The sequence below is a fragment of the Bradyrhizobium sp. Ken01 genome, assembly GCF_055807355.1.
Genome location: NZ_JBVVPC010000017.1, coordinates 1 through 22369, shown reverse-complemented (window position 1 = coordinate 22369; position 22369 = coordinate 1). Strand labels below are relative to the sequence as shown.

Genomic DNA, 22369 nt, shown 5'->3' with positions numbered 1-22369 from the left:
TCACCTGCAACACAAAATAAACCACGACGCTTAACAAAGCGTTCACCATAACTCGCTGGTTTTATTGACGTTTTGTTAAGGGAACAAAGACGGCCCGTTGACGCACCGGACCCTGCGCAGCAGCGTTCACGCCGCGACGTGTCCGAGACACGGGAGTGCGTGTTAGCTTGAGAACGTGCCGCTGCGATCGCTGAAAAGATCAAGGGGCTGGGGCGGCCGGACGTCGGGCGTCGCGGGTGCGACCGAAGTGAGCGAGGCATTGTTGCCCCACAATTTCTGCACGGTCGTCGAGACCGGCTGGGTGGTGTCGCCGGGCTGATAGATCGAGCGAAACACCGGCGTGCTCGGTGCATTTTCCGCGACCGTCGTCGGCGCCGTCGCGCTGACCGGCGTCACCGCACGCGTGTTCGGAAAGGTCTGGAGATACGCGGCATTCTCGATCAGCGGCGCGGCAGGCTGTATGCCGTTGGCGCTCGCGACCTGCGTGGTCGACGGCGTGCCACCATACATCGCCATCGCGCTGCGAGTGGTTTTCGAATTTGCCGCGCCGGCGTAGCGTGCATCCAGCACGGAATAGACCTCGGAGACGCTGCGCGCGCGGCCGTCTTTGGCGTAGAAGATCGAGCGATTGGCGGACGCCGCGTTGGGAAACAACCGCGCGCCGACCGCTTGCGGATTGTCCTCGGCATTGGCGATCAGTTTCGCGGCGCCGCCGACGCCCATGAAATGCGCCATGTAGAGTTCGCTGTCGGACGGCCTGCGGCCGAGCAGGCCGGTGAGCTTGAAGCTGTTCGACTGCGTCAGCGCCGCCGCCATGCTGGAGGCGGCCTCCGGATCGTCGCGCAGCTTCATGATCGACCGCTTCATCGCGGGATCATCGACGGTGTAGGTGCCCGACGACGTCCTGGTGATGGCGTCGGAATAATTGCCATAGCCGAGCTGGGTGCCCGCTTCCTTGACCGTGCCGAGCCAGGTCTGCTCGATGAACTGATAGAGCCCGTGCGCGGATGACGTAGTCGCCCCCGCCGTGGGATCGAAATCCGATTCCATCTTGGCGGTGGTCAGCATGTATTGGAAGCTGACGCCACCGACGTTAGAGGCCTGCTTGATCGCACCGGCGACGCGTGCCCGCGACGGATCGAGAACCGCCGTCTGAGAGGCACTGGAATTGTCGACCGACATAATGAAGTGCCCGGCCCGTGCGGCGTTGAGCGGCGCCGGCAATTCGGCGCCCTGTCGTCTCACCGTGGGACAGGTATGGTTAATGCGGGGTTAATCCAGGCCAGCACCCGCAGGACCGAAGGACTATTTCTTGTACACCGCGTCCGGATCGAACAGCCTGTCCGCATCGACAAAGACAAGCCTGGCGCCGCCGTCTTCGGCCTCTACCTTGCGGTAGAAGCAGGACCGGCGGCCGGTGTGACACGCCGCGCCGATCTGCTCGACGCGGAGCCAGACCGCATCCTGATCGCAATCGGTGCGGATCTCGACCACGCGCTGGGTCTGACCCGAGGTCTCACCTTTTCGCCACAAGGCATTGCGCGAGCGGCTGAAATACCAGGCCTCGCCGGTCGCAATGGTCTTGCGCAGCGCCTCGTCGTTCATGTGCGCGACCATCAGAACGTCGCCGGTGGCGACGTCGGTCGCGACGACCGTCACGAGACCGGCCGCGTCGAACCTGGGAAGGAAGGCGAGACCTTCCTCGGTTTCATGGGAGTGAGCGGACACAGTGCCCTCGCCGGTCTATTCGCGAGGTCAGCGCTGCAGGCCTCGCACCAGGGACAGAAAACGAGCCTGCTCCGCCGGATTGTCGCGGAACATGCCGGTGAAGCGGCTGGTGAAGGTGGAGGCGCCATGCTTGGCGACGCCGCGCACCGACATGCAGGTATGCTCGGCCTCGATCAGCACGGCAACGCCGCGCGGCTTGAGGCTCTCGTCGATCGCCGCCGCGATCTGCGCGGTCATATGCTCCTGGGTCTGGAGCCGGCGGGCGAAGATGTCGGTGAGGCGCGCAAGCTTCGAGAGGCCGACCACGCGTTCCACCGGCGTGTAGGCGATGTGCGCCTTGCCGTAGAACGGCATCATGTGATGCTCGCATTGCGAGGTGAACTCGATGTCGCGCACAAGGACGAAATCATCATAGCCGGCGGTCTCGCCGAAGGTGCGATCGAGCACCTCGGCCGGGCACTGGTGGTAGCCCTGATAGAGTTCGTCGAAAGCCTCGACCACGCGGCGCGGCGTGTCGAGCAAGCCCTCGCGGTTGGTATTCTCGCCGATATAGGCGAGCAGCGTCTTCACCGCCTGCTCGGCCTCGGCGCGCGCCGGGCGCGGCTGGTCGGCGCGGACGGCGGCGGCGAGGAATTCGGAAGGATCAAGCTCCGCCGGACGGCTCTCGGGCTGCCGGTCGGAGGGCTTGTTGGGGCGGATGGATTTGATTGTAGCGTCCATGTCTACTCCGTTCGACGGCCTTGCGGCCGGAGTGTCACCGGCAGACGGGGCGGCGAGCCGCCGGACGCCTGAGAGAACAGTTTCGGCGAAAAGGTCTTCAAATTAACGCCGGCAGCACGGTTCTGGATCACACCACTGCCGCAGCGCTCGACTGTTTTTCCGCCAGTTCCGACCCTATATAGGGCCGTGGACGGCGCACGCCAAGGCCGATCCTGCTGGACTCCATCACATGCTGAACGACATTTACAACAAGCGGATCATCGAACTGGCCGGGAATATTCCGCGGCTCGGACGGTTGTCGGATCCCGATGCCACCGCCACCGCCCACTCCAAGCTGTGCGGCTCGACCGTCAAGATCGACCTCAAAATGGAGGGCGACAAGGTCACCGACTTCGCCCACGACGTGAAGGCTTGCGCGCTGGGACAGGCTTCTTCATCCATCATGGCAAGTCAGATCGTCGGATCGACTGCGAGCGAACTCCGTGAGTTACGCGAAACTGTTCGCAAGATGCTGAAGGAGAACGGCGCGCCTCCCGAAGGCAAATGGGAAGAGATCAAGTTCCTCGAGCCGGTCCGCGACTACAAGGCGCGCCACGCCTCGACGCTCCTGACCTTCGATGCCGTGGTCGATGCCATTGGCCAGATCGAGGCGAAGGCGAAGCAGCCGGCTGCGGCGCAAGGCTGATTGCGGAGGCCGATCCCGGGCTCGTCGCTGGGCCCGGAAATAAGATCAGAGATTTGAGGCTATTTTTGCGACGCCGCAACCGGCGTGGCCACGCCGCCCGTCGGCACCAAGGCTTCCGCCGTCTTGGTCGACTTGGCAGGCTGCTCCGGTTCCGCACCGAATCTCGCCTGGGTCTTCGGTGCAAGCTCCGCCATTGCCGGCGCGGAGATGTCGACATGCGGCAGCACGTCGGCCACGAGATCCGTCGTGACGAGATTGGTGAGCTTGAGCTCGCCTGCATCGAGCTCGTGCAGATCTTCCCAGGGCGGGACGCTGAGCGCGAGCGATAGCAGATCGCCGGCACCGCCCATGTCGAACGTGTATTTGGCGAGCCGGCCAATGTCGCGCTCCACGATCATCAAATCCTGCGCGCTGTAGCTCGCGGCCTTGGCATCGTCGGCGCGATCGCCCATCCAGATCTGGTGGACCCGCACATGGGCCGCTTCCGGCACGTAGCGCTTCTTGCCGGCAAGCAGCAGGAACACGCACATGGATTCGCAATAGGCCTGAGGCGCGACCGCCGGACGAACCGACTGCCCGCCGCGGTTCTGAATGCTGATACCGACCGTGGTTAAGAGTCCGAGATTGCGGAAGCGCCGGCCGAGCGTGATCGCGTCGTTGACGGAACCACCGCTGGAATCGAGCACCACGGTGGCGCCGCCGAGCTGGCGTCCGCGGGAAAACTCTTCGAAGTCTTTGGGCGTATCGGCGGTGATGATGCCGACCGCACTGACCCACCCGCGGCAATTCGGCTCGCAGGCGACCCAGACGAACTTCATTGGCAGCTTGCGCTCTTCGAGGGCAACACCGGCCCGAGCCGACGACCCGAGCGTCGCGACGGCGCCAGCCAGCACGACTCCACAAGCAGCGGTTCCCACCAGCAACCAGCCGCGAAGTTTGAGCGCCTTCAGAAGTTTCAAACTGGTCCCTTCCCCAAGTCCCAAGCTTTAGCCCAAGCCTTACGGCGAGCCGACTCAGCCAAGCCCCGTTCTGACGTTCCAATGAGTCTCACATGAACGTCACAAAAATGGTATCCGGGGGAATACAGCTCGTCCATAGGCACTTGCTGCACTGCTCCCAAAAAGCACGCAAAATATGACGTACAAACAACAGCTTATAGTTCCCTGCGCCGGAACCGCGCAGAACCTCGCCCACGATCTCGGCAAAGCGCCCATGAAGCAATCAGCCTGCGAGCACTGTTCCAATCCCGTCGCGGGCGCACTCCGGCTTCCGCGCAGATTCGGCCGCGCGCTGATCTGGCTCTATCGCCACACGCTCTCGCCGCTGGTTGGCTACAATTGCCGGCACCTGCCGACCTGCTCCGCCTATGGCGACGAGGCGATTGAAAGATTCGGGCTGTGGGCCGGCGGCTGGATGACGCTGGCGCGCCTGCTCCGTTGCAACCCTTTCGGCACCTCGGGCATCGACAACGTGCCCCTCACCGCGCCGCAAGCTTCGCGCTGGTATCTGCCCTGGCGATACGCCCGCTGGCGCGGTGTCAACGCATCCTGAGCACGACGCGGCGCCTCACGCGTCGCTACCTTGAGTGGAACCGAAACTCTCTTCTCGCATTGATGTGATGCTCCCGCGGGAGGAAACAACAATGCGCTGGAAAATCAGCCCTCATTTTCACTTCAGGTCTGGACCGGATTCGCGGGGTGGTTCGCGAGGCCACGATCCCAGAACGCTCGACATGCTCGCCATTATCGTCCTCCTGACGCTCGCGGTCGGCTCCGGCTGGTATCTGGCGACGAGCACGGCCACGCCGCCCAGTACGACGGCGTTCATCGTGCCGAGCCAGAGCGTGCACTGGTAGGCTGGACTTAGAGGTCCAGCACCAGCCGGTCGGCGTCCGATCCGGCGACACAGATCATGAGAAAGCGTTCGCGCTCATACGGCGACAGGACGCGATCGCGGTGCACGGGCTTGCCCTCGATCCAGCCGACCTTGCAGGCGCCGCAAATGCCGCCGCAGCAGGACGTCGATATATCGATGCCTTCTTCCTGCAAGGCGGCCAGCATGGTCTGGCCGGCGCGAACCTGGATTTCCGTCCCCGTACGCGCCAGCGACAGCGTGAAGGGCTTTGCGTCAGGGTCGATCACCGGTGGCGGCGCGACGAAACGCTCGATGTGAACATTGGCTGCGGGCCAGGCTGCGGTCAGGCGCTCGAACTCGTCGGTCATGCCTTCCGGCCCGCAACAGGCGACCATCGTCTGCACCCCGACCTCTCCGACCAGCGACGCCAGATCCGGACGCCCGGCCGAGGAGGTGCGGTGCACGACGACACGCCCCGCTTCGATCAGCGGCGCGAGGCGGGCGGCAAGCGGCACCTCCTCGCGCACGATTAGGTGCAGCACAAAGTCTGCATTGCCAATCTGCAGGAGGTGACGTGCCATCGACAGGAACGGCGTCACGCCGATGCCGCCCGCGACGAACACATGGCGCGCAATGTCCGCAGCCGGCCCCAGCCCGCCGCGCGGCAGTGACACGCCGATGATGTCACCTACGCCAACCTGGTCGTGAAGCGCGCGCGAACCGCCGCGCCCGTCGGCCTCGCGTTTGACCGCGATGACGTAACGCGAGTTGTCGGCTGGCTCATTGCACAGCGAATAGGTCCGCACGAGACCGTTCGGCAGATGCAGGTCGATGTGGGCGCCAGGCTTGAACGACGGCAAGGCCCAACGGTCGGGATCGGCCAACGTGAACACCTTGATCCCCGTACCAGCCCCTTCGATGCCGGCGACAACCGTCTTGATCGTCGTTATGGGCCGCGCACTCATGGCGCGTTCCGCACGGCGTCGCCGACCCTGACGATGCCGCCTTGCAATATCCTGCAGTTGAGGCCCGAGCGGTTGATGAGCGGATCGAAGATCGCCTTGCCGGTGATCTCCTCGATATGCCGGCATGGAATCGATAACCGGGTTGCTTCCAGCAAGGTCTCACCTAACCAGAAGCGGCGGCCGACCAGGTGGTTCAACGGCACGCCCTCGACCGTCACGTTGCGGCGATGCTCCTCGGGACCGAGTTCGATTCCCGCGTCGCGCTTGAGCGCGATCAAGGTTTCGAGTTCGAACAGGGTGACCTGCCGGCCCTCTTCGGGCTTGTGCGAATAAAATCCTTCCTCGCGCCCGATCATGTAGCGGTCGCCCTCGATCCCTTGGCCGGCGACGAGCGCGAGTTGCTCCATCGCGCGCATTGGCAGGAACGCGCGCGGGGCGAGATGGAGGAAGCGGACCAAGCCAGTCCAGCCAAGGCGTGCTGTGCTATCGGCCGAGCCGGCGTCTATCTCATCGAGCATGACAAAATCCTTTTGAGAACCGATGGCGCGCCGCCAGCAGCGGCGCGCCGCGGGATCAGGTCAGTTCCTTGTTCGCCGTTTCCGGCGCGAACGTGGTCGCGGTCGCCGTGATGGCGGCGCAGCCAATCAGCAGCAGCGAAACCGGCCAGGTGGCGCCACCACTCCAGGCCATCAGAGCCGCCGCAATCAGCGGCGTCAATCCGCCACTGATGGCAGCACCGACCTGAAACCCGAGCGAGGCGCCGCTATAGCGCAGCCGCGCGGAAAACAGCTCGGAGTACCAGGGCGCGCCGATGCCGAACATCACCATCTGTCCGAAAGTAATCGCGACCACGATGGTGCAGATGACGATGGTGGGATCGCGCGTGTTGAGCAGCCAGAACAGCGGAAAGGCAAACAGCGCCGAAAACAGACAGCTTGCATAGAACATCTTTTTGCGGCCGACGATATCGGACAGCCAGCCGAACAGCGGAATGGCGAGCAGCGCGACCAGCGATGCCGCGAAGGCGCCGTTCAACACCACCGTACGAGACAAGCCAAGATTCGCCGTGGCGTAGGACATCACGAACACGCCGCCGATGCTGGCATAGGCGATCTCCGAGATCTTCAGCCCGACCGCGGTAAAGAAAGGCCGGCGGTGATGTCTGAAGATCTCGACCAGCGGCAGACTTGCGACCTCCTTTTTGGCCTGGACCTGACGGAAGGCCACGGTCTCTTCCATATTGAGGCGGATGTAGAGACCGACGCCGACCAAGAGGATCGAGATCAGGAACGGAATGCGCCAGCCATAGGACATGAACTCACTTTCCGGCAGGCTCGCCACCAGCGCAAACATGCCGATCGCGGCGAGATTGCCGATGGGATTGCCGACCTGCACCATGCTGCCGAGCAGGCCGCGGCGGTGCGTCGGGCAATTCTCCACCACCATCAGCACCGCACCACCCCATTCGCCGCCGAGGCCAATGCCCTGGAGGAATCGCAGGCCAATCAAGAGCAGCGGCGCGGCGATCCCGATCTGCTGATAGGTCGGAAGCAGGCCGATCAGGAAGGTGCCGATGCCCATCACCATGATCGTGATCGCGAGCATCGCCTTGCGGCCCACCCGGTCGCCGTAGTGACCGAAGATCGCGGCGCCAAGCGGTCGCGCCAGAAAGCCGACCGCATAAGTGCCGAAGGCCGCGATGGTGGCGAGCGCGGGATTGCCGGCAGCGAAGAAGACCTTGTTGAAGACCAGCGCTGTCGCCGTGCCGTAGATGAGGAAGTCGTACCATTCGACCGCGGTGCCGATCACGCTCGACCACACGATCCGCCGCAAGCTCGCCGCCTCGTCCGGCGCTACGTTCAGGGTTACGTCGTCTGCTACGGTCATCGATGTCTCCAAAAGGTACCGGCGCCATGGAAAGCAGTTGGCTCTGTCCGCGGAGCCCATCGGCAGCCCGGACGGTAAAAATCGATCATGTTTACTGGTGGAAATTAACGGCGCGGAACGCGGCAAATGCCGTATGGAGCGGCAAAACACGCTAAGTGCACTTCTTTTGAGCCGATTCACGCCATGTTCCAGAGTTTCTGCTTACAATATCCGCGCCCTTGCTCTAAATTTCTGCGCACTAGTTTTCTTTTGGAAAACATCCTCACGGGGCCGAAGGGACAGCACGCCCCGCCGGACTGGCAGTCGAGCGGCATCTGTTGCAAAAGAGACGTCAGCAATTCGGGAGACTCATGCGTGCTTGACGTCAGCAAAGCGGCAGCTGTCGGGGCCAACATTCGCCAGGCGCGGATCGCCAAGGGCCTGACGCTGGACCAGCTTGCCAAGCAGAGTGATCTCACGCGCGGCTATATCTCGCTGGTCGAGCGCAACCTGAAGATCCCTTCGCTCGCCGCCCTGCTGCGGATGGCAGCCGCGCTCGAGCTCAACGTCGCGACCTTCTTCGACCCGAACGCCGAGCCCGCGCCGCGCTACACGCTGTTCCGCCGTGAGGGCGGCAACGCACCGCTGTTTCAGGACACTTTTGGCGTGGTGCCCCTGGCAACCGGCCGCACCCGCAAGATGATGGAGCCGTTCCTCCTGAGCCCACCGCACAAATCGGCGACGCGCGCCTCACATGCGGGCGAGGAGTTGCTGTTTGTCATCAACGGCAAGATCGCGATCAAGCTCGACGGCGAAGAACTCGTCCTCGGCAAGGGCGATTGCCTGTATTTTTCGGGCGAGACACCGCACGAGGTCAGGAGCCTCGGCCGGCAGAAGGCGGAGGTCCTGGTCGTCGTCGCCCAGAGCTCCGCGGCGTAACGCCGGGCCTACCTAGCACCACGCTTAACGGGACCAGAAAAAGCGCCCGGGTGGCGGCGGGACCGGCTCGGGCGGACGTGGCCGCTTCGGACGCGGCGGTTTCGGCGACGGCTCGGCGGACGAGGTGGTCTCAGCGCCCGGCGCCGTCTCGCTTCCCGGCACCTTCACCGCCAGCAGCAAGTTCGATTCGTGCATCCGCCACCGGTAGCCGACGCCGAAATCGATCGGCTGGGCGCGCGTGAACAGCGCAGCGTAGCGTTCCTGGTAGCGGCCGGGAAATTCGCTGATGGGTCCGAGATAGCGGCCGAACGGGAAGAACCGCCATTGCCGCGAATTGTAGCTCGAAAGCGGAATGCCGGAATCGTCCTGGACGATGGTCGCGCTGTTGGCGAGCAACCAGTCGCGCGCCACGGTGAAATTGCCGGAGTGCAGCAGATAGGACGCGCTCTTGATCAGGCTGTTGCCGGGGCCGAGCGTCTCGCAGAACTTCAGGAACCCTGCTGCGCGTGCACCCGAATTGGAGAGATCGGTCGAGAAATAATACAGCGTGCGCGCCTCGCCGTCGGGGCCTGCAAAGGTGATACGGGCGCCGCGCGTCGCGTTCGGTCCGGGATTGCCGTTGCCGACATGCACACCGCCCTTGTCGTCGAGGGCGACCATCTCGACATTGCGGATCGTCTTGCCGGAGCGGACGAGGAAGACATAGAGGATCGGCAAGGTGCCGTTGACCTGGTTGGTGTGCAGGTCGACCTTCATCTGCTTGGTGATGAAGAAGGAAAAACTCAAGATCGAGCCAAGCGAGCGCTCGACATTGTAGAGCGCGGCGCCGACCGAACCGCGCGGCAATCGCGTCAGGTCAGCCACCGCACCGACCGGCTCCAGCGCGCCGAGCACGTAAGTGCTGGCCTTGGGATAGAAGGCGTTGGCGTAGAGAAAATCGGGGCCGCTGAACAAATAAAACATGGTCGGCCTGGGCGCCGCCAGATTGACGTCGGCCCAGTTGCGGATCTTCGAGAGCTGGCGCTCCTCGAGCTGGGCGAAGGCGCCGTCGAAGAATCTCGCGTGGCGTTGCCAGCCCGGGTCCTTTGTGAGCGGCACCAGCGGCGAATCCGCGGAAGGCTGCATGCCCGCGAGGAAGCGCGCGGTATCATCGAAGGTTGCCTCGGCGGCACGTGCGGACGAGACGGCCGCAGCCAGCAAGGTGAGAGCGACGGCCGCAATTCTCATGGGTCGAAACATGTCTATTCGCAATGTGATGAGATGCCAGCGGCGACCGGCCGCCTGCGGAAAACAGCATAAATCAACAGGCCCGAGACCATGACGAGCATCCCCGACAGCGATTGCACGGGCCGCTCGATCAACAAATAGTACATCATGAAGGCGGTCACGAGCAGGAAAACGAGCGGCGTGAACGGGTATCCCCAGGCGCGATAGGGCCGGGGCAAATCGGGATCCGTGATGCGCAGCTTGATGACGCCGGCGACCGTGAAGAACGAGCAGAACAGCAGCGCAAACTGGATGAAGTCGAGCACGGCCTCGAAGCTGCGCGTGAACAGCAGCAGATTGGCGACGGCGAGCTGAAACAGGATGGCATACGCCGGCGCGCCGCGCACCGATCTCTGCGAAAACACGCGCAACGCCGGAATGTCCTCCCCCATCGTCATCATCACGCGCGGGCCGATCCACATCATCGCGCTGATCGAGGAGATCAGGCCGAAACAGATCATCGCGCCGACGATCCGGCCGCCGAAATTGCCGAAAATCGCGCTGCCGGCGACGCTGGCGACGTCGAGCTGACCCGCGAGCGCGCCGACCGGCGTCGAATGGAGAAACACTGCATTCAGCGCGACGTACAACACGAGCACGATCAGCGTGCCCGCGAGCAGCGCACGCGGCAGGTCCCGCTGCGGCATGTTCATCTCGCCGATGATGTAGGTGGCGGCATTCCAGCCCGAGAACGAATACATCACGAAGACGAGCCCGATCGCGAAAGGCGCGCTGACAATGTGCGCGAGATCGCCCGCCTGCGGCGTGAAGGCGATCGGCTGCGGCACGCCGACGATGAAGCCTGCAACCAGGAAAGCAACGATCAGCACGACTTTCAAAATGGTCGAGATCAATTGGAAGGTCGAGGAGTGCCTGACCCCGGTCAGTTGCACGACCGAGACCAGCCACACCACGGCGATGGCAAGCGGGATCGGCGGCACACCGGGCACGACCGATTTGGCGTATTCGCCGAAGGCCATCGCGGCGAGCGCGACAGGTGCTGCAAAACCAACCGTCGCCGACACCCAGCCGGCGAGAAAGCCGAAGGCGGGATGATAGGCACGGCCGAGGAAATTGTATTCGCCGCTCGAGCGCGGAAACATGGCGCCGAGCTCGCTGTAGGAGAACACCCCGCACAGCGCGACGATGCCGCCGACGGTCCACAGCAGGAGGATCGAGAAGCCCGATGGGATGTCCTTGACCTGGAAGCCGAGGCTGGTGAAGACGCCGACCCCGATCATGTCGGCCACGACGATGGCGGTCGCAACCAAAACGGAGACCCCCGACCCGCTTCCGGTCAGCCGGCCGGTCCAGGGTGCAGTACCCGCATCTGATGCCGTCATCGCCGTCCTCAACCTCAGGCGTCACGCCTCGTGGGAAGCATCGTGCAGCTCGGTCCAGTCAATTCAAGCAGGGTTAACAAGGGTTAAATGAGGCGGGGTCACTTCGGTACTCTAGCACCATTAATCCACGATCAGGGCAATAAAGCTTCGTAAACACCGGGACATCCCGCTCCCGTCCCCCACAATCACGACACGATTGCGTGGTCCTTTTGAGCGTTCCGGATGTGGGGAAGTTTCTCCGGACACTTAACGTCGCCTAAACGCCCATCGGCTCAATTGCCTTAATGATTGCCGATGGACTTGTGGTCATGACTTGGGGTCATGGGTGAATGGTCGGGGCCGTTCCGAAACCGAGAGCTGACATCCGCGCCGACCGGACCACGTCCGGCGCACGCGGTCGTGCGCCTCGGATCGCTCTGATCTCAGCCTTGGTGCCGTTGTCGCTGACCCTGGTTCAATGCGGCAAGGCGCCCAATCCGGCAGCTCTCGCGGCGAACTCGCAGGCCAACGTCCAAGGCAACGCCCAAGCCAACGTTCAGATCGTTGTCAAGACAAACCAGCAGGTCGCGAGCAACGACACGTTCGAGGATCGCTTCCCGGCCCCTCAGTTCAAGGAGCGCTTTCCATCCGCGAGCGAGGGTTTTCTGCAACGGCAGATGTCGGACTTCTCACCCAAGCGCGCCGTGCAGCAGCAGCCGGAGCAGGCGCCTTACAAGGTCGCTTCGCTCGCGCCGCAGGCCCCCTACCAGCGTCCGCCGCGCGAGGACCTGACGACGCTCGTCAGCATGAAGTCGTCAGCTTTCCCCTATTTCGGCAACAACCCTGCCTCCGACGCGCCATTCCTCAACATCTCCAAGGGCGACCGCCGCGGCCACCGCAGCTATTCCGGGCGCGTGTTCTGGCAGGACGAGACTTACAACGATAACCGCGTCTTGATGCACGTGCCCGAACATTTCGACGTGCGAAAGCCAGGCGTGATCGTGGTGTTCTTCCACGGCAATGGCGCGACGCTGGAGCGCGACGTGCGCGACCGCCAGCTGGTGCCGCAACAGATCACCGATTCCGGCGCCAATGCCATCCTGCTCGCACCGCAGATGGCGGTCGATGCCGCCGATTCCAGCGCAGGAAAATTCTGGCAGGCCGGCGGTCTCAAACGCTTCATCGACGAGTCGGCGAACCATCTCGCCCGCCTCACCGGCGATCCCAACAGCGCCCGCGCCTTCGCCAACATGCCGATCGTGATCGTCGGCTACAGCGGCGGCTTCCTGCCGACGGCCTGGAGCCTCGAGGTCGGCGGCATCAGCGATCGTGTCCGCGGCGTCGTGTTGCTCGACGCGGTCTATGGCGAGATGGACAAGTTCGCCTCATGGATCGAGAGCCACCGCTCCGGCTTCTTCGTCAGCTCCTACACCCGCTACACCGCGCGGCGCGACCGCGAACTGATGAGCACGCTGCGGCAGAAGGGCATCACCGTCTCCGAAGACATGGACGGCCCCTTGCGTCCGGGCAGCGTGGTGTTCGTCGAAACCGGAGACGGCATCACCCATCGTGACTATGTGACCCGCGCCTGGACGCGGGACCCGCTCAAGGACGTCCTGGTGAAGATGTCAGCGACGCCATCACTCGCGCTCACCCGCGTGGCCTCCACCAATCCACCCGCATCGAGCCGGTAGCGATATTGCGCCCGTCGGCATTTGGCTGCACGGCCCGCAATTCTTTCGAGCCTTGATCAAAACGTGATGTTGACGGCCGACGTTCCCGGGGCCCACCGGATTGCTTCCACTGGCAACAATCATACTTTGCCGGCCAAGTTGTATTTTGGATTCTGCGGGGACATGCAGTGCGTCAGGGACTCTACAAGGTCGACTTCCACACGGTTCACGGCACCGGTTGCGGCGTCGTCTATGTGACCGATGGCAAGATGCGCGGCGGCAATTCCGCGTTCGCATTCATCGGCACCTGCACGGGCGAAGGCGACAGCATCAGAGTCAAGATCTCGACCGAGCGCCACAATGACGACCCTTGCTTCAAGGCGTTGTTCGGTCTTGACCGGATCACGCTGACGCTCGCCGGCCGGGAGGATGGCGACACGGCGGAATTCGAAGGCACCGCACTGCAACTGCCGGGCGTTGCCTTCAGGGCCGTGCTGAGCCGGATCAGCGACTAACCGCCCGGCTGCTGGACCTTGGCCATGGGCCTCAGGTCTTGCCCTCAGGTTTTTGGCAGCTTCGGAATGCTCTCGGCAAAGCCGTTGAAGCAGGCCAGCCGCTCGTCCTCTTCCTTGAAGAAACGACAATCGGCGTAGCCTTTGGCCTTTGCGGGCTTCGGCTTCGGAGTCGGCGCGATGACGGCGTCGTAGCAATTGAGCCGGTCTTTGGTGCCGTCATCGAGTTCCAGGCAAGCCTGGAGCCGCGCCGCGATAGACTGTGGCTTGCCCTTGGGCGCCGCAGCCGGCTTGGCCGCGGCCTCCTTGGTCCCCGCCGTAGTGCCCCCCTTGGTGCCCTTGGGCTTGACCTGAACCAACGGCTTGTCCCCGACCATTGGTGGTGGCTTGTCGGCTTGTGCAAACGCGGAGGCTGAATAGAGCACCGCGGCAACCGCCAGAATCATCCTCATTTCAGTCAACCCTCTTTGGTCCCCATGACCGGCCTTCTAGCCTCCCGGCGCGCGGTTTGCCAAGCACCTTGCGCACACAGGCACGCTTCCGTTCAGGCCGGGGCGGCAGTTGCCAGCGGGGGCCGGGTCAGGACCACCAGGATCAGCGCCAGCACGACGAAACCGACCGCGACGAAGCCGAGCGTATGCAGGAGTTCGCGGGCGAACAGCAGTCCGCCGACGGCCGAGCCGACCGCTTGGCCGATGTAGAGGACGGAGGTGTTGAGTGCGACGGTCGCCGATGCCAGCGACGGTGCGGCCGAGACTAGCCGGACCTGCTGCATCGAATTGGTCGAGGCAAAACCGAGGCCCCAGATCGCGACCGCACCCGCCATCAACGCGAGCGTGCCGGCGCCGAGCGCCCAGCCCGTGATCCCCGCAAGCAACAGGCAGGTAAACAGGAGCGAGGTGCGATAGGGCCCTGATGTGTCGACGATGCGGGTCGCGATGACAACGCCGAGGAAGCCGCAGACGCCGTAGAGAGCGAACACCAGGCCGATCGCATCCGGCCCCGCGCCGGTCAGCTTGTTGAGCAGCGGCCCCATGAAGGTGAACACCACGAACTGCCCCGACATCTGCAACATCGTGATCGCAAGCAGCAGCAGGATCGTCCTGTTGCGACCGACCGCGCTCCAGGTCTTCAGGTCCACCGGCGTCCCCTTCAAGCCCGCCGGCAGCCGCATCAGCAACAGCAGCAAGCTGACGCAGCCCAGCGTGCCGATGCCGCCATAGGCCGCGCGCCATCCATAGCGGCTGGCGATGAAGGTGATCAGCGGCAAGCCGACGGCGGCAGCGAGCGACCAGCCGAGAAAGATGTAGGCAATCGTGCTGCCGCGACGCTCCACCGGCACGATCAGCGCCGCCGTGCCGGCGGCCTGCGGCGTATAGAGCGCGCCGACCGCGAGCATCACCAGGCGGATGACGAGGAGGCTCGCATAATCGGGCGCAATGGCCGAGGCCAGATTGCCAAAGGCGAGCACCGCCAGCGTCGTGGTGAGCAGCGTTCGGCGCTCGATCCGGCTGGTGAGCCATGCCGTCAGCGGCGAGCCGATGCAGAGGATGACAGCCCCGAAGGTGATCAGGAGCGCGGCCGCGTGGATGCTGACGTCGAGCCCCGTCGCCAATTCCGGCAGCATGCCCGCCGGTGCCAACACCGAGCAGCCGGTGACGAGATTGCCGAGCATCAGGGCGGTTGACGCGAAACGGCCGGCGTGTGCATTTTCCATGCAAGCGCATGTAGAACCGCCTTGCGACCAGTTAAAGGGCATTGCTCGGAATAGTTCGTGCAGCGCCCCCGCTTTTGCGCGCCGGTTTCTTGGAAATGCCGGATTGCGCAGGCCGAATCGCCTGATATATCGCTCGTTCCCGCTTACCTGCGCTCGTTCGCAGGAGTGAGCCTCAGGAGACATGCCATGACCGACCAGCCCAAGGACCCGTCCAAGGACCAGTCCAAGTCCGAACAGCCCAAATCCGAATCCGGCTTTCAGTACAGCCTCAGCAATTTGAGACCCGTGACCCCACCGGAAAAAATCACCCTCACCTTCCCGGACGGCGCCCGGCGTGAATACGCCAAGAGCATCACCGGTCTCGATCTCGCCAAGGGCATTTCGCCGTCGCTGGCCAAGCGCACGGTCGCGATGGCGCTCGACGGCGTGGTCTCCGACCTCGACGATCCCATCGAAGCCGATGCCAGGATCGAGCTGATCAACCGCGACGATCCGCGCGCGCTCGAGCTGATCCGCCATGACTGCGCCCACGTGCTGGCCGAAGCCGTGCAGACGCTGTGGCCGGGCACCCAGGTCACCATCGGCCCCGTGATCGAGAACGGCTTCTATTACGATTTCTTCCGCAACGAGCCGTTTACGCCGGAAGACTTTGCCGCGATCGAGAAAAAGATGCGCGAGCTCATCGCGCGCGACAAACCTTTCACCAAGGAGGTTTGGGATCGCGAAAAGACCAAACAGGTGTTCCGCGACAAGGGCGAGGCGTTCAAGGTCGAGCTGGTCGACGCCATTCCCGGCAACGAGCCGATCAAGATCTATTACCAGGGCGACTGGTTCGATCTCTGCCGCGGCCCGCACATGACTTCGACCGGCAAGGTCGGCAACGCCTTCAAGCTGATGAAGGTGGCCGGCGCCTATTGGCGCGGCGACAGCAACAACCCGATGCTGACCCGCATCTACGGCACGGCATTCTCCAAGCAGGAGGACCTCGACGCTTATCTGAAGCAGATCGAGGAAGCGGAAAAGCGCGACCATCGCAAGCTCGGGCGCGAGCTCGACCTCTTCCACTTCCAGGAGGAGGGTCCGGGCGTCGTGTTCTGGCACGCCAAGGGCTGGACCATCTTCCAGCAGCTGATCGCCTATATGCGGCGGCGCCTGGCCGGCGACTACAGCGAGGTCAATGCCCCGCAGATCCTCGACAAGTCGCTGTGGGAGACCTCCGGCCATTGGGGCTGGTACCGCGAGAACATGTTCGCGGCGCAGTCGGCCGGCGAGGAGGCCGAGGACAAGCGCTGGTTCGCGCTGAAGCCGATGAACTGCCCAGGCCACGTGCAGATCTTCAAGCATGGCCTCAAGAGCTACCGCGACCTGCCGCTGCGGCTCGCCGAGTTCGGCGTGGTGCACCGGTACGAACCATCCGGCGCGATGCATGGATTGATGCGCGTGCGCGGCTTCACCCAGGACGACGCGCACATCTTCTGCATGGAGGATCAGCTCGCCGACGAGTGCCTGAAGATCAACGAACTGATTCTGTCGACCTACGCCGATTTCGGCTTCACCGGCGACCTCACCGTGAAGCTGTCGACCCGGCCGGAGAAACGCGTCGGCACCGACGCGATGTGGGATCACGCCGAGCGCGTGATGGCGACGGTGCTGCGCGAGATCCAGTCGCAGAACAATCACATCAAGACCGAGATCAATCCGGGCGAAGGTGCCTTCTACGGGCCGAAGTTCGAATATGTGCTGCGCGACGCCATCGGCCGCGACTGGCAGTGCGGCACCACGCAGGTCGACTTCAACCTGCCGGAACGGTTCGGTGCGTTCTACATCGACCACGACAGCGGCAAGAAGCCGCCGGTCATGGTGCATCGCGCGATCTGCGGTTCGATGGAGCGCTTCATCGGCATCCTGATCGAGCACTATGCCGGCAACTTCCCGCTCTGGCTGTCGCCGGTGCAGGTGGTGGTCACCACCATCACGTCGGAAGCCGACGAGTATGCCAAGCAGGTGCTGGAGCAGGTCCGGCGTGCGGGACTTCGGGCCGAGATCGACCTGCGCAACGAAAAGATCAACTACAAAGTCCGCGAGCATTCGCTGGCCAAGATTCCGGCACTGCTCGTGGTCGGCAAGAAAGAGGCCGAGACGCAATCGGTCTCGATCCGCCGGCTCGGCAGCGACGGTCAGCAAGTGACGACGACGGTGGAGGCCATCGCCGCCCTGGTCGACGAAGCGACCCCGCCGGATGTGAAGCGGGCGCGCGGCGCGGCCTGACATCTGAAATCGGTCTAAACTCGCTTTCGGTTGCGGGCGTGCATTCCTATGTGGGGACTGCACGCCCGACGACCAGCCGAAAAGGAAACCGCAGTGCCCGACGCCATCGAACTCCTGAAGACCCGCCGCTCGGTCAAGCCGCGCGAGATGTCCGGACCCGGCCCCTCCCCGGCCGAGCTCGAGACCATCCTCACCATCGGCGCGCGCGTGCCCGACCATGGCAAGCTCGCGCCCTGGCGCTTCATCATCTTCGAGGGCGATGCGCGCCAGCGCGCCGGCGAAGTGATCGCGAAGGTGTTTGCCCGGAACAATCCCGGCGCGCCGGCGTCCGATATCGAGATCGAGCGCAAACGCCTCATGGATGCGCCGCTGGTGATCGGCATCGTCAGCTTCACCAAACCGCATCCGAAGGTGCCGGCGTTCGAGCAGGAATTGTCGGCCGGCGCCAGCGTCATGAACATCGTTACGGCCGCGACCGCGCTTGGCTACGGCGCCTGCTGGCTGACCGGCTGGTTCTCGTTCGATCGCGACGTGCTGGATGGCCTCGGCCTCAAGCCGGACGAGAAACTCGCCGGATTCGTCCATATCGGCAAGCCGACCAGGCCGAGCGAAGACCGGCCGCGACCGGTCCTTTCTGAAATCGTGACGCGATTTTAATCGAAGGCGTGTTGACGCCTTCGACGTCTTGCGGCTTTGATCCCGGCAAGGGAGGAAGCCCGGATGAAGCGTCGTGAATTTCTGGTCGGAGCCGCCCTGCTGGCCGGCACGATGGCGCGAAGCCGCGCCGCCGACACCCCTGCTCCGTCGTCCGACGGATTCGATCGTATCACAGCGTATTTCGACAACGAGGTGACGAGCGGCCGGCTGCCGGGCGTCGTGGTGCTGGTCCAGCAGCACGGCAAGCCGGTCTATCTGAAGACTTTCGGCGTGCGCGACACCAGGACGGGCCTCGCGATGACGCCCGACACGATCTTCGCCATCCACTCCATGACCAAGCCGGTCACGTGTCTTGGCGCGATGATGCTGATCGACGAGGGCAAGCTCGCGCTCGCCGATCCCGTGTCGAAATACATTCCTCTCTTCGCCGACACCAAGGTGGGCCTCGAGGTCACCAATCCCGACGGCACGTTACATCTGGATCTCGTGGCCCCGATCCGTCCCGTCAACATCGAGGATCTGCTGCGGCACACCTCCGGCATCAGCTACGACTACATTGGCGGCAAATGGGTCGAGCAGGCCTACAAGGCCGCCAACATCTTCGAGGGTCAATTCAACAACAGGGAATTCGCCGTACGCATCGCAAAACTGCCGCTGGCGCGGCAGCCGGGGACGCTGTGGCGCTACGGTCATTCCACCGACGTGCTCGGCAGCGTCATCGAGATCATCTCCGGCCAGACGCTGTACGCGTTCCTCAAGCAGCGTATCTTCGATCCGCTCGGCATGAGCAGCACCAAGTTTGCGCTGGCGACAGAAGACGAGCTCGCGCGGATGGCGCGGCCGCTGCCGAACGACAACATCCTGCTTGCCGCCGAGCGCGACCGCCTCGACCATCCCGAATGGCAGTCCGGCGGCGGCGGGCTGCTCTCGACCATCACCGACTATCAGCGCTTCGCGCAGATGCTGCTCAATGGCGGCGAGTTCGACGGCAAGCGCTATCTGAGTCCTGCGGCCTTCAAGGCCATGACGACCGATCATATCGGGCCGGGCTCGGGCGTCGCGCGCGACTATTTCTATTTTCCGGGCGACGGCTTCGGCTATGGCTATGGTCTCGCGGTGCGGACCGATCCCGGAAACGCCAAACCGCCGCCGCCGGGCTCGCTCGGCGAGTTGAAATGGGATAGTGGCAGCGGCACCTATTTCGGCGTCGATCCCAAGCTCGACATGGTCTACCTGCTGATGCAGCAGACCCAGAACGAGCGTAGCCGCATCACGCCTGCTTTCAAGGCGCTGGTCTATGACTGTTATCCGTCCGAGTTACGCCGCCCGTGAAGCGCGTTGGCCGAAATCCGCGAGCAGCTTTGCGATCTCGGCGGCGGGCCGCGCCGCGCTGAACAAGAAGCCCTGCACTTCGTTGCAGCCTTCGGCGCGCAACCACGCGAGCTGATCCTCGGTCTCGACGCCTTCCGCGGTCGTGGTGATGTTGAGGCTGCGGCCAAGCCCCGAGATCGCGCGAACGATCGCGACGCAATCGGGCCGCCCTGCCAGATCTTTGACGAAGGAGCGGTCGATCTTGATCTTGTCGAAGGGGAAGCTGCGGAGATAGCTGAGGCTGGAATAGCCGGTGCCGAAATCATCCATGGAGATGCTGACGCCGAGCTCGCGCAACTGGTGCAGGATGGCGAGATTGGCGTCGGTTTCGGCCAGGAAGATCGACTCCGTGATCTCCAGTTCGAGCCGCGTCGGCGACAGGCCGGACTGCGCCAGTGCCGAAATCACGACCTGAACCAGGTTGCGGCTGCGGAACTGCGCCGGTGACAGATTGACCGCGACCTTGACGTCCGCGGGCCATTTCACCGCCTCGGAGCAAGCCACGCGCAGCACCCATTCACCGAGCTGGGTGATCAGGCCGATGTCCTCGGCGACCGGAATGAACTCCGCCGGCGAGATCATGCCCTTGTCGGGGTGATGCCAACGCAGCAGCGACTCGAAGCCCGAGATGCGGTCGGAGGCGATCGAGACCAGCGGCTGGTAGTGCAGCTCGAACTCGCCATTGGTGAACGCACGGCGCAGATCGAGCTCCATGTCACGGCGCTTCTGCGCCTGCAGGTCCATCTCGCGCTCGAAGAAATGATGCACGCCGCCGCCGTCCGATTTCGCCCGGTACAGCGCCATGTCGGCGTTCCGCATCAACTCTTCCGACGTCGTACCGTCGCCCGGCGACAGCGCGATGCCGATGCTGGCGCCGATCACCATCTCCTGCCCGTCGATCTCATAGGGCGCCTTCAGCATGTCGATCAGCAAGCCCGCGCAGGCGCTGGCCTCGTTGGGCGAGACGTCGGCTGCCAGGATCACCGCGAACTCGTCACCGCCGAGCCGGGCCGCGAGATTGGCGCCGCGGACCGCGGTGCTCAGACGGGCGGCAACCTCCTTCAACAGGCGGTCGCCCACCGGATGGCCGAAGGAATCGTTGATGTTCTTGAACAGGTCGAGATCGACGTAGAGCACGCCGACCCGTCTTCCGCCGGCCTGGTCGAGCGCCTGCTTCAAGCGCTCCTGGAAATACTCGCGGTTCGGCAGATCGGTGAGCCCGTCATGGTGCGCCATATGGGCGATCCGCGCCTCGGCCTTGCGCCGTTCGGTGATGTCGACCACCGCGACCAGATAGCCGTCGCGATCGTCGAAGGCGACGCGGCGGCCGAAGGTGAGCACCTCGATCTCGCTGCCGTCGGCGCGCAAATGCCGCCAGTTGCGCAAGGAGTGATAGGAGTCGCCGACGCGTTCGAGCGCCTCAGCGTGGCTGTCCCACTCGTCCTGCGGCCAGATCTCGTGCAACTTCATGCGCAGGAAGGTGGCGCGGCTATAACCGTAATGCTGGACCGCGGCGTCGTTGACGCTGAGGAACTGCTTGCTCCCGGCGTCGAACACCCACATCGGCATCGGGTTGTTGTCGAACAGCAGGCGGAACGAGGCGTCGCGCCGCTTCAACACAGTGACATCCGAGATCGTCAGCGAGACCACGTCCGCGAACGCCGTGGCGCTCAGCCGGAGATGCCGTCCGTCGCTCTCGATCTCGAGCTGCTCGCCGCGGCCGCCGGAGACGGCCCTGAGCAGGAATTCCATGACTTCAAGCGAGGCCAGCAGCGTGTCTCCCTCGCCGATCCGGCGCCACAACAGGCCCGCGCCTTCGGCCTTCAACAGAAGGCCCGCACTCTTGTTGTGGTGCACGATCTGGAGATCGAACGGCTTACCACCCGCATCGCGCAGCGTCGCCAGCGAGACCACCGCGTCGTCGGTCGAAGCGAAGATCGCGTCCAGGAGATTGTATTGCGCGCCGCGTTCGTTGATGTAGGCGCCGACCAGCGTCGCGCCCCAGCGCGATGCGGTCGGCAGCGCCAGCACATCAAATGTTCTGACCATGCCGTCGCGCACGCAATGGGCGCTCGCCAGGTGCGGCCGCCCGTTGGCAAGCGCGCTCGCCGCGGCTTCCGACAGCGCGGTTGCGCAATCGGGCGAGAGCGCGGCGACCGGGATGTCCCAACGCTCTTCGTCGAGCCATTTCTGCACGTAGCGTCCGCTGCGCGACAGTTCGAGCGCGCCGTCGCCCTTGAGCAGCGCGATGTGGTCAGCGAGCCGTCCCAGGCTGCCGAGCATCACGTCCTCGTAGCGCGGCAGCCGTTCGCCCGGCTTCAACGCGGCACGCCATTTGCGCTGAAGCACCGGGATGTCGTCGAACATTTCGGCGGCCGGTTTTCCCGACACTTTCTTTACGGCACTCATGGCAGTCCCCAACGCACATTCCCGCCGCATCCAATGCAGCCGCTCTTAACGACGTGTAAAGAGCGCGCGAGCGCGGGTTCCGTTCAGCGATTATGACAGTTTAAAGTCGGACGTTGGTTAGTGGGCGTTAGAGACTATGACGGTTGTGCGAAGGCGCCGAGCGTCCGGCATAGTCATTGCGAGCGGACGTGTCGCAACAGGGTCCGCTGCTCTCGTGTCCCGGACGCGCTGCAGCGTTCTTACGCTGCTGCGCAGAGCCGGGACCCAGCAGGTCCCACGGCACGCTGTCGCATGGGCACCGGCTCTGCAGCGCACCGCCAAGAGGCGCTGCGCTGCGTCCGGGGCACGAGACCGTTGTTGGACAACCGACATGGGATCGCAGCCTCGCGGCGCATTTCGCCCGAGCTTTGCTTCGTC

Annotated in this window: 21 protein-coding genes; 9 read left to right on the top strand and 12 right to left on the bottom strand. The window is 64.0% G+C overall.

Annotated features, from left to right (window positions below):
* Positions 1–162: 162 nt before the first annotated feature.
* From AC0L3S_RS17935 to folE, 3 genes are all read right to left on the bottom strand, one after another.
* Positions 163–1224 (bottom strand): lytic transglycosylase domain-containing protein, encoded by a 1062-nt coding sequence (locus AC0L3S_RS17935; protein WP_473280186.1) that lies wholly within the window; start codon positions 1222–1224, stop codon positions 163–165.
* 81 nt (positions 1225–1305) lie between these two features.
* Entirely contained in the window at positions 1306–1728 is a 423-nt protein-coding gene (gene hisI / locus AC0L3S_RS17930; RefSeq protein WP_275168366.1) for a phosphoribosyl-AMP cyclohydrolase, read from the bottom strand.
* 27 nt (positions 1729–1755) lie between these two features.
* Complete coding sequence (gene folE / locus AC0L3S_RS17925; RefSeq protein ID WP_473280183.1) at positions 1756–2448, bottom strand: GTP cyclohydrolase I FolE; 693 nt, start codon at positions 2446–2448, stop codon at positions 1756–1758.
* 229 nt (positions 2449–2677) lie between these two features.
* On the opposite strand from folE, the gene AC0L3S_RS17920 reads away from it, so the two are divergent.
* On the top strand, positions 2678–3133 hold the full coding sequence (locus AC0L3S_RS17920; protein ID WP_275168367.1) for an iron-sulfur cluster assembly scaffold protein: 456 nt from the start codon (positions 2678–2680) through the stop codon (positions 3131–3133).
* Between the two features lie 59 nt (positions 3134–3192).
* On the opposite strand, the gene AC0L3S_RS17915 is transcribed toward AC0L3S_RS17920, so the two are convergent.
* Complete coding sequence (locus AC0L3S_RS17915; protein ID WP_473258712.1) at positions 3193–4092, bottom strand: COG3904 family protein; 900 nt, start codon at positions 4090–4092, stop codon at positions 3193–3195.
* Positions 4093–4345: 253 nt separating this feature from the next.
* On the opposite strand from AC0L3S_RS17915, the gene yidD reads away from it, so the two are divergent.
* Positions 4346–4684 (top strand): membrane protein insertion efficiency factor YidD, encoded by a 339-nt coding sequence (gene yidD, locus AC0L3S_RS17910; protein WP_473258714.1) that lies wholly within the window; start codon positions 4346–4348, stop codon positions 4682–4684.
* 91 nt (positions 4685–4775) lie between these two features.
* Entirely contained in the window at positions 4776–4988 is a 213-nt protein-coding gene (locus tag AC0L3S_RS17905) for a hypothetical protein (protein WP_473258716.1), read from the top strand.
* 7 nt (positions 4989–4995) lie between these two features.
* On the opposite strand, the gene AC0L3S_RS17900 is transcribed toward AC0L3S_RS17905, so the two are convergent.
* From AC0L3S_RS17900 to AC0L3S_RS17890, 3 genes are read right to left on the bottom strand one after another with little or no spacing between them, the layout of a single operon-like run.
* Positions 4996–5952, bottom strand: coding sequence for a PDR/VanB family oxidoreductase (locus AC0L3S_RS17900; protein ID WP_473280181.1), 957 nt, complete (start codon positions 5950–5952; stop codon positions 4996–4998).
* A complete protein-coding gene (locus AC0L3S_RS17895; RefSeq protein WP_473280179.1) occupies positions 5949–6470 on the bottom strand; it encodes an MOSC domain-containing protein in 522 nt (173 codons plus the stop codon). The genes AC0L3S_RS17900 and AC0L3S_RS17895 overlap by 4 nt, the downstream gene beginning before the upstream one ends.
* A 55-nt stretch (positions 6471–6525) precedes the next feature.
* Positions 6526–7839 carry an MFS transporter gene (locus AC0L3S_RS17890; RefSeq protein ID WP_473280177.1) on the bottom strand — a complete coding sequence of 438 codons (1314 nt, stop codon included), beginning with the start codon at positions 7837–7839 and terminating at the stop codon, positions 6526–6528.
* Between the two features lie 354 nt (positions 7840–8193).
* On the opposite strand from AC0L3S_RS17890, the gene AC0L3S_RS17885 reads away from it, so the two are divergent.
* On the top strand, positions 8194–8757 hold the full coding sequence (locus AC0L3S_RS17885) for a helix-turn-helix domain-containing protein (protein WP_473280175.1): 564 nt from the start codon (positions 8194–8196) through the stop codon (positions 8755–8757).
* A 24-nt stretch (positions 8758–8781) separates the two neighbouring features.
* Here the strand turns inward: AC0L3S_RS17885 and AC0L3S_RS17880 are convergent, their stop codons facing one another.
* The gene (locus AC0L3S_RS17880) at positions 8782–9996 is read right to left on the bottom strand and encodes a hypothetical protein (protein ID WP_473280173.1); all 1215 of its coding nucleotides are present in this window, start codon (positions 9994–9996) and stop codon (positions 8782–8784) included.
* Positions 9997–9998: 2 nt separating this feature from the next.
* Entirely contained in the window at positions 9999–11366 is a 1368-nt protein-coding gene (locus tag AC0L3S_RS17875) for an APC family permease (RefSeq protein WP_473258731.1), read from the bottom strand.
* 329 nt (positions 11367–11695) lie between these two features.
* Here AC0L3S_RS17875 and AC0L3S_RS17870 point away from each other — a divergent pair, with 329 nt between their 5' ends.
* Both AC0L3S_RS17870 and AC0L3S_RS17865 read left to right on the top strand, forming a co-directional pair.
* Positions 11696–13039, top strand: a complete 1344-nt coding sequence (locus tag AC0L3S_RS17870; RefSeq protein ID WP_473280171.1) for an alpha/beta hydrolase — start codon at positions 11696–11698, stop codon at positions 13037–13039.
* Between the two features lie 167 nt (positions 13040–13206).
* The gene (locus tag AC0L3S_RS17865) at positions 13207–13533 is read left to right on the top strand and encodes a hypothetical protein (protein WP_473280169.1); all 327 of its coding nucleotides are present in this window, start codon (positions 13207–13209) and stop codon (positions 13531–13533) included.
* A 44-nt stretch (positions 13534–13577) separates the two neighbouring features.
* Here the strand turns inward: AC0L3S_RS17865 and AC0L3S_RS17860 are convergent, their stop codons facing one another.
* Together AC0L3S_RS17860 and AC0L3S_RS17855 are read right to left on the bottom strand one after the other, a co-directional pair.
* Positions 13578–13982, bottom strand: coding sequence for a hypothetical protein (locus tag AC0L3S_RS17860; RefSeq protein WP_473258737.1), 405 nt, complete (start codon positions 13980–13982; stop codon positions 13578–13580).
* Positions 13983–14074: 92 nt separating this feature from the next.
* On the bottom strand, positions 14075–15247 hold the full coding sequence (locus AC0L3S_RS17855; RefSeq protein ID WP_473280167.1) for an MFS transporter: 1173 nt from the start codon (positions 15245–15247) through the stop codon (positions 14075–14077).
* A 186-nt stretch (positions 15248–15433) separates the two neighbouring features.
* Between AC0L3S_RS17855 and thrS the strand changes: the two genes are divergently transcribed.
* The 3 genes from thrS (at position 15434) to AC0L3S_RS17840 (ending at position 19504) form a co-directional block, all read left to right on the top strand.
* Positions 15434–17515: a threonine--tRNA ligase gene (gene thrS / locus AC0L3S_RS17850; RefSeq protein WP_473280165.1), complete on the top strand. Its 2082-nt coding sequence runs from the start codon at positions 15434–15436 to the stop codon at positions 17513–17515.
* Positions 17516–17608: 93 nt separating this feature from the next.
* Positions 17609–18172: a nitroreductase family protein gene (locus tag AC0L3S_RS17845; protein WP_473280163.1), complete on the top strand. Its 564-nt coding sequence runs from the start codon at positions 17609–17611 to the stop codon at positions 18170–18172.
* A gap of 63 nt (positions 18173–18235) precedes the next feature.
* Positions 18236–19504, top strand: a complete 1269-nt coding sequence (locus AC0L3S_RS17840; protein ID WP_473280161.1) for a serine hydrolase domain-containing protein — start codon at positions 18236–18238, stop codon at positions 19502–19504.
* Here the strand turns inward: AC0L3S_RS17840 and AC0L3S_RS17835 are convergent.
* Positions 19490–21952 (bottom strand): putative bifunctional diguanylate cyclase/phosphodiesterase, encoded by a 2463-nt coding sequence (locus AC0L3S_RS17835; RefSeq protein ID WP_473280159.1) that lies wholly within the window; start codon positions 21950–21952, stop codon positions 19490–19492. The genes AC0L3S_RS17840 and AC0L3S_RS17835 overlap by 15 nt on opposite strands.
* Between the last annotated feature and the right edge of the window lie 417 nt (positions 21953–22369).

Coding starts and splice junctions, on each gene's coding strand:
- folE (WP_473280183.1), bottom strand. CDS start 2,448: ATGGACGCTACAATCAAATCCATCCGCCCCAACAAGCCCTCCGACCGG.
- AC0L3S_RS17920 (WP_275168367.1), top strand. CDS start 2,678: ATGCTGAACGACATTTACAACAAGCGGATCATCGAACTGGCCGGGAAT.
- yidD (WP_473258714.1), top strand. CDS start 4,346: ATGAAGCAATCAGCCTGCGAGCACTGTTCCAATCCCGTCGCGGGCGCA.
- AC0L3S_RS17905 (WP_473258716.1), top strand. CDS start 4,776: ATGCGCTGGAAAATCAGCCCTCATTTTCACTTCAGGTCTGGACCGGAT.
- AC0L3S_RS17900 (WP_473280181.1), bottom strand. CDS start 5,952: ATGAGTGCGCGGCCCATAACGACGATCAAGACGGTTGTCGCCGGCATC.
- AC0L3S_RS17895 (WP_473280179.1), bottom strand. CDS start 6,470: ATGCTCGATGAGATAGACGCCGGCTCGGCCGATAGCACAGCACGCCTT.
- AC0L3S_RS17890 (WP_473280177.1), bottom strand. CDS start 7,839: ATGACCGTAGCAGACGACGTAACCCTGAACGTAGCGCCGGACGAGGCG.
- AC0L3S_RS17880 (WP_473280173.1), bottom strand. CDS start 9,996: ATGTTTCGACCCATGAGAATTGCGGCCGTCGCTCTCACCTTGCTGGCT.
- AC0L3S_RS17875 (WP_473258731.1), bottom strand. CDS start 11,366: ATGACGGCATCAGATGCGGGTACTGCACCCTGGACCGGCCGGCTGACC.
- AC0L3S_RS17870 (WP_473280171.1), top strand. CDS start 11,696: ATGGTCGGGGCCGTTCCGAAACCGAGAGCTGACATCCGCGCCGACCGG.
- AC0L3S_RS17860 (WP_473258737.1), bottom strand. CDS start 13,982: ATGAGGATGATTCTGGCGGTTGCCGCGGTGCTCTATTCAGCCTCCGCG.
- AC0L3S_RS17855 (WP_473280167.1), bottom strand. CDS start 15,247: ATGGAAAATGCACACGCCGGCCGTTTCGCGTCAACCGCCCTGATGCTC.
- thrS (WP_473280165.1), top strand. CDS start 15,434: ATGACCGACCAGCCCAAGGACCCGTCCAAGGACCAGTCCAAGTCCGAA.
- AC0L3S_RS17840 (WP_473280161.1), top strand. CDS start 18,236: ATGAAGCGTCGTGAATTTCTGGTCGGAGCCGCCCTGCTGGCCGGCACG.
- AC0L3S_RS17835 (WP_473280159.1), bottom strand. CDS start 21,952: ATGAGTGCCGTAAAGAAAGTGTCGGGAAAACCGGCCGCCGAAATGTTC.